Consider the following 7,278-nt stretch of genomic DNA (forward strand, 5'->3'; position numbering starts at 1 on the left):
CCCGCCGCGGGCGTCACGGTAGGCGGGATGGTCGGCTAGCCTTCCTTTGACCGAGGTCGACGAGGTTCGCGCCTAGAATGGCATCGACCCAAAGTGAAGTATTCCCAACGTTAGGACCACGGAGAGCATGGCCGTCTTGAGCATTCGGATCATCGGCGACCCGGTACTGAGAACCCCCTCTGCCGAGGTCACCAGTTTTGGACCCGAGCTCGCCAGACTGGTTTCCGACATGATGGAAACCATGGACGACGTGCATGGCGCCGGACTCGCAGCGCCCCAGGTGGGGGTGAGCCTGAGGGTCTTCACCTTCAGGATCGACGACGTTTCCGGGTACGTCATCAACCCTGTCCTGGAGGTAAAAACCGGGACCGGGGACGAGGAACTGGAAGGTTGCCTGTCGATCCCCGGACTCGGCTACCCGTTGAAGCGCGCGGACTGGGCGCGGGTGACTGGCGTGGATATCCATGGTGACGCTGTCGCCTATGAGGGCACCGGTATGCTCGCCCGCTGCTTCCAGCACGAGACCGACCACCTCAACGGCTCCCTGTACATCGAACGCCTCGACGGGGAGCACCGCAAAGCCGCCATGCGTGCCATCCGGAGCTCGGCCTACTCCTCGGTTGCCGACCAGACCACCCGTGACCGGTCACAGTCACTCGGTTCCAGTTTCGGGCTCGGAGCGTCAACCGCCCGACCGACCACTGGGACGAGCCGGAGTGGGGCCAGACGATCATGAGGGTGCTCTTTGCAGGCACTCCGGCCGTGGCGGTGCCCTCCCTCGACGCGCTGGTGGTTGCCGGGTTCGACGTCGTCGCGGTGCTGACACGTGAAGACGCGCCACTGGGCCGTAAACGGATCATGACGCCCAGTCCGGTAGCCGCCCGAGCAGCTAAACTAAATCTCCCGGTCATTCGCGCCAACCGGATTGACGGCGCAGTCACCGCGCAGATTGCCGACCTCAATATCGCAGTGGCAGCCATCGTTGCCTACGGCGGGCTGGTTCCGCAGCCAGCGCTGGAGCTGCCGCAGCATGGCTGGATCAACCTCCATTTCTCGCTGCTGCCGTCCTGGCGCGGTGCCGCCCCGGTGCAGCACTCAGTCATCGCCGGCGACGAAATCACCGGAGCCTCCACCTTCCGCCTGGAAGCGGGCCTCGACACGGGGCCGGTCTTCGGTACCATGACCGAAACGGTGCAACCCAGCGACACCAGTGGCGAGTTGCTGGAACGGCTAGCCCACAGTGGCGCCGTCCTGCTGGTCCAGACCCTGTCGGCCATCGCGGCCGGCCAGGCCGTGGCAGTTCCCCAACAGGGAGATATCAGCCTGGCACCCAAACTCACCATCGACGATGCCCGGGTGGATTGGGGCCAGCCGGCTCTTGCTGTCCGCCGACGGATCAATGGTGTGACACCCGAGCCGGGCGCCTGGGCCCAGCTGGGTGATCAGCGGGTAAAGGTGGGCCCGGTGTCGCCGTGGGTCGCGAATCCCGATGTGGGTGCGGACGCGGTTGCGGCTCTCGCCCCGGGCGAAGTGACGATGGCCGGCGCTGCCGTGCTGGTCGGAACAGGCTCCACTCCCGTGGTGCTGGGCGATATTCAGCCTGCTGGGAAAAAGATGATGCGTGCACAGGACTGGGCGCGCGGCGCCCTTCAACAAGGAGAGCTGGTTTTTTCGTGACGAGGTTATTTTCGTGAGCAATCCAGGGCAGGGCAAAGCGGGCGGTTCCGACCGCCGTCGCAATGCGGCCGGACGGGAACGTAACAGGTCAGAGCCGCGCGGGTTCTCCACCGCCGCACCATCGGAGCGGACCCGACGCGCCGACCCGGCACGACTGGTCGCCTTCGAGGTGCTCCGCGCCGTCGCCGCCGACGACGCCTACGCCAACCTGGTGCTGCCGGTCAGCATCCGCAAACACAAGCTCGACAAGCGCGACGCAGGCTTTGCCACCGAACTGGCCTACGGAGCGTTGCGCGGCCAGGGCACGTATGACGCGGTGTTGGCGAAGTGCGTCGACCGCCCCCTGGAGAAGCTCGATCCTGCCATCCTCGATGCCCTGCGGATCGGCACGCACCAGCTGCTCGCCATGCGGGTTCCCGCTCATGCTGCACTGGACCAGACCGTCGGCCTCGCCCGCGCCGTCATCGGTGCCGGACCGTCGGCTCTGATCAATGCAGTCCTGCGGCGGGTTTCATCGAAATCCCTTGAGGAGTGGACAGCAGAACTCACCGCTGGCCTGACCGATGCCACCAAGATCAGTTCGCTTACCCACAGCCACCCGGAGTGGATTGTCCGGGCGCTCCGGCAGGCCCTCGTCGACCACGGCCGGGACGTGTCCGAGATAGAAACGCTGCTCGCGGCGAACAACGCGGCACCGGTAGTCAATTTACTGGCACTCCCCGGGCTGGGGTCCCTCGATGAGGCGTTCGAAGCCGGGGCTGTTCCCGGGGAGCTGGCCGAAGGATCGGCACTGTTCTCAGCGGGCGACGTCGGCCGCCTGGAAAGCATCAGGACCGGCACCACCCGGGTCCAGGATGCCGGATCCCAGTTGGTTGCCCGTGCCCTCGCGGCAGTGAAGCTGGAGCCAGTTGAGTCGGAAGCCGTGAAACCGGAGGCGGCGGAAGACGGAGCGGGGTCGGTGAAAACCGGCGCTGCCGGCCACTCCGAGCAGTGGCTGGACCTGTGCGCTGGCCCCGGCGGCAAGTCGGCACTGCTGGGTGCCCTGGCACAGCAGCGGGGCAACACGCTGGTGGCCAATGAGCCGTTGGAGCACCGGGCCCAGCTGGTGCGGCAGGCACTCCGGCCGCTCGACCCTGCGGTCTGGTCCGTCCGGGTCGGCGACGGTCGAACGGTCGCCGAGGATTTTCCCGACACCTTTGACCGCGTCCTGGTGGACGCCCCCTGCACCGGACTCGGCGCGCTGCGCCGCCGCCCGGAAGCCCGCTGGCGGCGCAAGCCTTCCGACATTGCCGGACTCGGAAAGCTGCAGCGTGAACTCCTGGCCGCGGCGCTGACGGCCGTCCGACCCGGGGGAGTTGTGGCCTACGTGACCTGTTCCCCGCACCCGGCCGAGACCTCGGCGGTGGTCCAGGATTGCCTGCGCCGCCGTGACGACGTCGAACTCATCGACGCGGGCGCTGTCCTCGACGGCGTCAGCCTCACCGGGTCGCTGGCCGCCGGGCACGAGTCGACAGCCCAGCTCTGGCCACACGTCCATGGCACGGATGCGATGTATCTGGCCCTGATCCGCCGCACTGCGTAAAGATATCCACAACTCCGACGACGAGTAAACCCTGGAAACGCTACGGAAGTCGCCAGAGCTCACGGTTCGGCGGGTAGGTTGAGGGAAGCCACCCGAAGTTGTCCCCGCCCAAGGAGCGCCATGACCGCCTGTTGCATCAACCCGAGCATCCTGTCCGCCGACTTTGCCAACCTGCAGGCAGAGCTCGCACGTATTGCGTCGGCTGATGCGGTGCACGTGGACGTCATGGACAACAGTTTCGTCCCCAACCTGACCCTTGGTCTTCCGGTGGTCAAACGGATCCACGAAGTCAGTAGCCTTCCGCTGGACGTGCACCTCATGATTGACGACGCCGACCGGTGGGCTCCCGGTTACGCCGAACTCGGTGCAGCCTCAGTGACGTTCCATGCCGAAGCAGCGGCGGCGCCGATCCGGTTGGCCCGCGAACTGCGCAGCATCGGCTCCAAGGCAGGCATGGCGCTACGCCCGGCGACACCCGTCGAACCCTACCTCGACCTCCTGGGCGAACTGGATCTCCTGCTGATCATGACGGTCGAACCCGGTTTCGGCGGCCAGCCGTTCCTCGACGTCATGCTGCCCAAAATCCGGCGCGCGGCCGAAGCGATCAGGGGGAGCGGTCTGCCGGTGGCACTTCAGGTGGACGGTGGCATCACCGAGGACACCATCCTCCGGGCCGCCGACGCCGGGGCAACAGTCTTTGTCGCAGGCTCCGCGGTGTACGGTGCGGACGATCCCGATCAGGCTGTCATACGTCTCCGCGACGCCGCCCAACGCGCCTCGGACGAACGCCGGTAAGCCCGGCAACCGGTAGGTCAACCGACGCATCAACCGGCTGAGGCAGGTCAACCGACGCATCAACCGGTAACCGGCACCGCAACCGGCTCAGCGATGCATCAACCCGCACCCGAGTCACGGGTCGGTGATGGTAATCCTGATCGAGCGGGCGTCGATTGCTGCCTGCTTGAGGATGTCCAGCCGCGGATCGGGTACCACCAGGAATGCCAGCTGCGGCAGCGCCCGATAGCTGCGCAGGACCGGGTTCGCCAGGGTTTCGCTGGCCAGCGGCCGGTCTCCGCCCAGCTGCAGGCTGCCGGGGCTGTGCTCGGCGAACAGCCGCGCCGCATGAACCGCTGCTGCATCGGCCAACCCGGCCGCCTGATTGGCCCGCCGCCGCGCGAAGCGCTGCTGTGACCAGCCGCCGGCCGCGGTCCGGGACTGGACATATTTGGTGCCGGTCTTCGACGCCACCAGCTTGCCGTGCTCGGCCACACCCACCGCATAGCCGCCCCGGCGTACCAGCAGCAGCCCAATGAGACGCTGGCTGGTGGCCGCCGCGACCAGGTCATCGACCGTTGGGCCCCCCGGGCTGTCCCCGGCGGACTCCCCGCCGGACTCCCCGCCGGACTCCCCGGGCGGGTGGAGCACGGCCACGCAGCCGTTGGCGCCGCGGAGCATGAGCGCCCCGCGCGACCGGGCGTCGTGGTCGAGCCCGTCGGTCGGAGCCAAACCGCCGTTCCCCGCACTGAACCGCTCCACCCAGCCGGGCAGCCGCTCGGGTGACACCAGCACCTGGCGCGGTGATCCCACTAGCGTCTCCGTTTCCTCTGCGACTGGTTGTCCCTCAGCTGGGCCGGCTGCCGATAGCCCGACCGTCAGTGCTTCACAGTAGCCTTGGCTGTGTGAATGATCTATTCAGCGCGGCGTACGGGTCCGACGACGACGACGACGTCACCAGCCACAGCGTCAGCAGTGCCGAACGCCACCGCAGCCCCCTGGCCGTGAGGATGCGGCCGCGTTCAATTGACGAAGTGGTGGGTCAGCAACACCTCCTCGGCCCAGGGTCGCCGCTGCGGACCCTGGCGGGCGACGCCGACCGTACCGGCCCGGCAGGACCGTCCTCGGTGATCCTCTGGGGGCCGCCAGGCACCGGTAAGACCACCCTCGCACATGTGATTGCGCGGGGTCGCGGCCGGACCTTTGTTGAGCTGTCGGCCATTACCGCCGGGGTGAAGGACGTCCGCCGGGTGATGGACGAGGCCCTCACCGCCCGCGATCTGCACCGCACCACCACGGTCCTCTTCCTCGATGAAATTCACCGCTTCAATAAGGCACAACAGGACGCGCTGCTGCCCGGGGTCGAGAACCGCTGGGTGGTGCTTATCGCCGCCACCACCGAAAACCCCTCCTTCTCGGTGGTATCACCCCTGCTGTCCCGGTCCCTGCTGCAAACCCTGAAACCTCTCACCGAGGCGGACATCGCCGATCTCCTGACCCGCGCGGTGAATGATCCGCGGGGACTCGACGGGTCGGTTCGGGTCAGCGACGACGCTCTCGAACACCTGGTTCGGCTGGCCGCAGGGGACGCACGCCGGGGACTGACCGCCCTCGAAGCCGCAGCCGGGGTGGCCCACTCGGCCACCGACGAGCCCGGGGAGCAGGTTCTGGTGCAGCTCGAACATGCCGAGAAAGCAGTCGACGTGGCCGCCCTGCGCTACGACCGTGCCGGCGACCAGCACTACGACGTCGCCAGTGCCTTCATCAAATCGTTGAGGGGGTCCGACGTCGACGCGGCGCTGCATTATCTAGCGAAGATGCTGGAGGCGGGGGAGGACCCTCGCTTCGTGGCTAGGAGGCTGATGATCTCGGCCGCCGAGGACGTCGGGATGGCCGATCCGACCGCCCTGCAAACGGCCGTCGCTGCAGCACAGGCCGTCGCGTTGATCGGCATGCCCGAGGGGCGGATCATCCTGGCCGAGGCGGTGGTGCATATCGCGACGGCGCCCAAATCCAATGCCTCGTACAACGGAATCAACGCAGCCGTTGCCGATGTGCGCGCCGGGCGGGGGCAGGGCATTCCGCAGCACCTGCGGGACGCCCACTACCCGGGGGCCAAACAACTGGGGCACGGCAGCGGCTACCTCTACTCCCACGACGAGCCGCACGGCATCGCCGCGCAGCAATACGCACCTGATGATCTGACCGGCCACGACTACTACCAGCCCACCGATCGTGGGGCCGAACGGGACATTGGCTCCAGGCTCGCCCGACTGCGGCGGATCATCCGCGGCAAGTGATTCAGCTCGGTGCCCGCAGCACTGCTAGGATTGACGGTTGACTGGCAAGTCGCGTTCTGCGCAACCCACCATCGAAGGTTTGGTTCATTCAGGCATGACCCGCTCCGGCGGTTCACTTCGGGGCAGGGCTGCGCGCACTGCGAACTGTAGTACCGGGAAGCGGCCACTCCCGGCTCTCCGCAAGTGGAGGCCAGCGACACTGAAAGTGCCTGCCGTTCAACTGGGAAACCAACTGGGCAGCAGCGCAACTTTGCCGCAAAAATAATGGAAGGTATTCGTGGCTAACAACACACGTGCCCGCCGTAAGGTTCGCATTTCGCGTGCCCTCGGCATTGCTTTGACCCCTAAGGCCGAAAAGTATCTGGAACGTCGGCCGTACGCGCCCGGCCAGCACGGACGCGCCCGCCGCAAGCAGGACAGCGATTACGCTGTACGGTTGCGCGAAAAGCAGCGTCTGCGCGCCCAGTACGGCATCCGCGAAGCCCAGATGACCCGGGTCTTCGAGGAAGCTCGCCGCACCAAGGGCCTGACCGGTGAGAACCTGATTGAACTGCTCGAAATGCGTCTCGATGCCCTGGTGCTCCGCGCCGGCTTCGCCCGCACCAGCGCGCAGGCTCGCCAGCTCGTCGTTCACCGTCACATCATGGTCGACGGTTCACGCGTTGACCGCCCGTCCTACCGCGTCGCCGAAGGACAGCTCATTCACGTACACCCACGCAGTGAGGTCCTCGACCCACTGCAGGTTGCCGCCGCAGGCGCGCACCGCGATGTGCTGCCCGCAGTACCCGGCTACCTGGAGGTCCAGCTGGACAAGCTCCAGGCGCGCCTGGTGCGCCGCCCGAAGCGCTCCGAGGTCCCAGTGACCTGCGAAGAGCAGCTCGTGGTGGAGTACTACGCACGCTAGTTCCTTAGCTTTTACAGCAAGGACCGGCGCTCAAAGGCCCG

The 7,278-nt window shown here is 66.9% G+C and carries 7 protein-coding genes; 6 read left to right on the forward strand and 1 reads right to left on the reverse strand.

The genetic code is table 11. The annotated features are described in order from the left end of the window. The first annotated feature begins 127 nt into the window (after positions 1-127). From def to rpe, 4 genes are all read left to right on the forward strand, one after another. Positions 128-736: a peptide deformylase gene (gene def, locus K728_RS0114045; RefSeq protein ID WP_019482834.1), complete on the forward strand. Its 609-nt coding sequence runs from the start codon at positions 128-130 to the stop codon at positions 734-736. After that, positions 733-1,677, forward strand: a complete 945-nt coding sequence (gene fmt / locus K728_RS0114050; protein ID WP_024477091.1) for a methionyl-tRNA formyltransferase — start codon at positions 733-735, stop codon at positions 1,675-1,677. Before def ends, fmt begins: the two co-directional genes overlap by 4 nt. Before the next feature lie 13 nt (positions 1,678-1,690). Then, positions 1,691-3,259 carry an RsmB/NOP family class I SAM-dependent RNA methyltransferase gene (locus tag K728_RS0114055; protein WP_024477092.1) on the forward strand — a complete coding sequence of 523 codons (1,569 nt, stop codon included), beginning with the start codon at positions 1,691-1,693 and terminating at the stop codon, positions 3,257-3,259. A 120-nt stretch (positions 3,260-3,379) separates the two neighbouring features. Further along, on the forward strand, positions 3,380-4,054 hold the full coding sequence (gene rpe, locus K728_RS0114060; protein ID WP_024477093.1) for a ribulose-phosphate 3-epimerase: 675 nt from the start codon (positions 3,380-3,382) through the stop codon (positions 4,052-4,054). 114 nt (positions 4,055-4,168) lie between these two features. On the opposite strand, the gene K728_RS0114065 is transcribed toward rpe, so the two are convergent. Continuing rightward, entirely contained in the window at positions 4,169-4,846 is a 678-nt protein-coding gene (locus K728_RS0114065) for an acVLRF1 family peptidyl-tRNA hydrolase (RefSeq protein ID WP_024477094.1), read from the reverse strand. Between the two features lie 92 nt (positions 4,847-4,938). On the opposite strand from K728_RS0114065, the gene K728_RS0114070 reads away from it, so the two are divergent. Both K728_RS0114070 and rpsD read left to right on the forward strand, forming a co-directional pair. Further along, a complete protein-coding gene (locus K728_RS0114070; RefSeq protein ID WP_024477095.1) occupies positions 4,939-6,333 on the forward strand; it encodes a replication-associated recombination protein A in 1,395 nt (464 codons plus the stop codon). 277 nt (positions 6,334-6,610) lie between these two features. After that, complete coding sequence (gene rpsD, locus K728_RS0114075) at positions 6,611-7,237, forward strand: 30S ribosomal protein S4 (RefSeq protein ID WP_019482828.1); 627 nt, start codon at positions 6,611-6,613, stop codon at positions 7,235-7,237. Positions 7,238-7,278: the final 41 nt, after the last annotated feature.

This window comes from Arthrobacter sp. CAL618 (genome assembly GCF_000468215.1).
Taxonomy (GTDB): Bacteria; Actinomycetota; Actinomycetes; order Actinomycetales; family Micrococcaceae; genus Arthrobacter_D.